Source organism: Kineococcus haloalkalitolerans, assembly GCF_050871905.1.
Lineage (GTDB): Bacteria > Actinomycetota > Actinomycetes > Actinomycetales > Kineococcaceae > Kineococcus.
Genome location: NZ_JBJLSH010000100.1, coordinates 1 through 2,186 on the forward strand (window position 1 = coordinate 1; position 2,186 = coordinate 2,186).

Here is a 2,186-nt window from a genome sequence, read left to right on the forward strand (position 1 = left end):
GGCCCGGCTGCGGGCTGGGCGGCGGGGCGCACCTGGGCCAGCGCCTGCCGCACCCGCTCGCGGGGGGCCAGCCCCCCGGCCCCCCCCCCCCCCCCCCCCCCCCCCACCACGGCCTCCAGCGGCGCGGCCGCGGCCGCGTCGTGGGCGGCGTGGCCGGAGAAGACGGCGCGCAGGAACCAGCGCGGGCCGTCGATCCCCGCGAAGCGGGTCGGCTGGTGCGCGGTGCGCCCGTCCTGCGTGCGCACGGGCAGCCGGCACAGCAGCTCGGTGCCGAAGGCGCCGGCGACCTCCTCGGCCGCGCCGCCCTGGCGGGTGACGGCCGTGGCGATCTCCGCGCGGACCTCGTCCCACACGCCGCTCGTGCGGGGGGCGGCGAAGACCTGCAGCTGCACGGTGGACCCGCCCAGGCCGACCGTGACGGCGATGACGCGCCCGGTGGCCTCCTCGACCTCGAAGCGCAGCTCCATGCCGTCGCGGCCCTTCAGCCGCAGCCCGCCCAGCGGCAGGCGGGTGTCGTCCTCGTCGACCTCGGCGACGTCGAAGGGTCCGGCGCTGCGGTCGAACGCCCCGGAGGTGGACGCGGAGGCCCCGGGGGCCGCGCCGTCGCCCGGCTCCTGCGCGGCGGCGGCGGCCGCCTCGGCCTCCGGGTCGCGGACCACGCCGGCCGCGGCCGTCGCGGGCGCCGCCGAGGACTCCGCCGTGGTCACGGACTCGTCGCCCACCGCGGTGCCGGCGGGGGAGTCCGCCGCCGGGCCCGCGGACGTGGCCGACCCCGTGTCAGCGGCCTTGTTGCGTCGTCGGAACAGGCTCACGGCCGGCCCTCCTCGTCGGTGCTGGGGTTGCTGGGGGTGGTGGTGCCGGGGGACCCGGCGGCGGTGGCGCCGGTCAGCGCGCGGGCCCCGCCGGTGGAACCGTGGCCGCCGGTGCCGCGCACCGAGCCCGGCAGGGCGTCCACGAGCCGGAAGTCCACGCGCTCGACGCGCTGCACGACCAGCTGCGCCACGCGCTCGCCGGCGTGCAGGCGGACGGTCTCGCGGGGGTCGGTGTTGAGCAGGGTGACCTTGATCTCACCGCGGTAGCCGGCGTCGACGGTGCCGGGGGCGTTGAGCGTGGTCACGCCCAGGCGGGCGGCGAGCCCGGAGCGGGGGACGACGAAGGCCGCGTACCCGTCGGGCAGCGCGACCGACACGCCCGTGGGCACGGTGGCCCGCTCCCCCGGGCCGAGCTCGACGTCCACGCGGGTGGTCAGGTCCGCGCCGGCGTCGCCCGGGTGCGCGTACGAGGGCGCGGGGGCGCCGGCCGTGAGCACCGTGGGCACGGGCAGCTCCGTCCCGGCGGGCGGCGCGGCGCCGGGCGCCCCGGGCGCACCGGGCGTCGTCGCGCTGAGCGTGCTGTCCGTCACGGGCCCCGACCCTACCCGCGGCCCGTGAGAGGCTGGCGGCGTGGCGCACGGCACGAGGGGCGGAGCGGCGGACGCGGCGGACGGGGCGGCCGGCGGGGCCGCGGGCGGCGCGCTGACCTGGGACGAGCGCTGGTGGCCGGCGCCGGGGTCGTGGGCGTCCTCGCTGGTCGTCGTCGTGGGCGCGGCGCTGGTGCCGCTGCCGATCTGGGGCACCACGGCCGCGCTGGTCGGCGCGGTGCTGGGCGCGCTGGTGTCCGCGGCCGTCCTGCTGTCGCTGGCGACGCGGACCCGGCTCGAGGACGGCGCGTTCCACGTCGGCCGGGCCCGGCTGCCGCTGGAGGTGGTCAGCGGTGCCGACCCGGTCCTGCCCGCGCAGCGGCGCGCGGCGCTGGGCACCCAGCTGGACGCGCGCGCCCACCTGGCGATCCGCTCGTGGGTGCCGGGCGCGGTGCGCGTGCACCTGGACGACCCGCGGGACCCGGCGCCGTACTGGATGGTCTCCACCCGGCGCCCGCGCGAGCTGGCGGCGGTGCTCTCCGCCGCCGCGGCCGCCGCGCGCTGACGTCCGGGGGCCCACCGGCGGTCCTCGGACGCCGACGGGAGCCCCCGGACGCACGGCGGGGGGGGGGGGGGGGGGGGGGGGGCCGCGCGCCCCCCCCCCCCCCCCCCCCCCCCCCCCCCCCCCCGCCGCCCGCCTGCACCTGGAGGTCGACAGCGGCATGTCGCGCGGCGGGGCCTCGCCGCACGAGTGGCCGCAGCTGCTGGACGCCGTGGCCGCCGCCGT

General features: G+C 81.4%; 3 protein-coding genes. 1 reads left to right on the forward strand and 2 read right to left on the reverse strand.

Annotated elements, in window-relative coordinates:
* Positions 1-812, reverse strand: an 812-nt coding sequence (locus ACRYMY_RS19625) for a DUF3710 domain-containing protein (RefSeq protein ID WP_432548894.1), incomplete at its 3' end; no start/stop codon positions are given.
* Entirely contained in the window at positions 809-1,324 is a 516-nt protein-coding gene (dut, locus tag ACRYMY_RS19630) for a dUTP diphosphatase (RefSeq protein ID WP_432548896.1), read from the reverse strand. The genes ACRYMY_RS19625 and dut, both read right to left, overlap by 4 nt.
* A 118-nt stretch (positions 1,325-1,442) precedes the next feature.
* On the opposite strand from dut, the gene ACRYMY_RS19635 reads away from it, so the two are divergent.
* Positions 1,443-1,964 carry a DUF3093 domain-containing protein gene (locus tag ACRYMY_RS19635; RefSeq protein WP_432548895.1) on the forward strand — a complete coding sequence of 174 codons (522 nt, stop codon included), beginning with the start codon at positions 1,443-1,445 and terminating at the stop codon, positions 1,962-1,964.
* Positions 1,965-2,186: the final 222 nt, after the last annotated feature.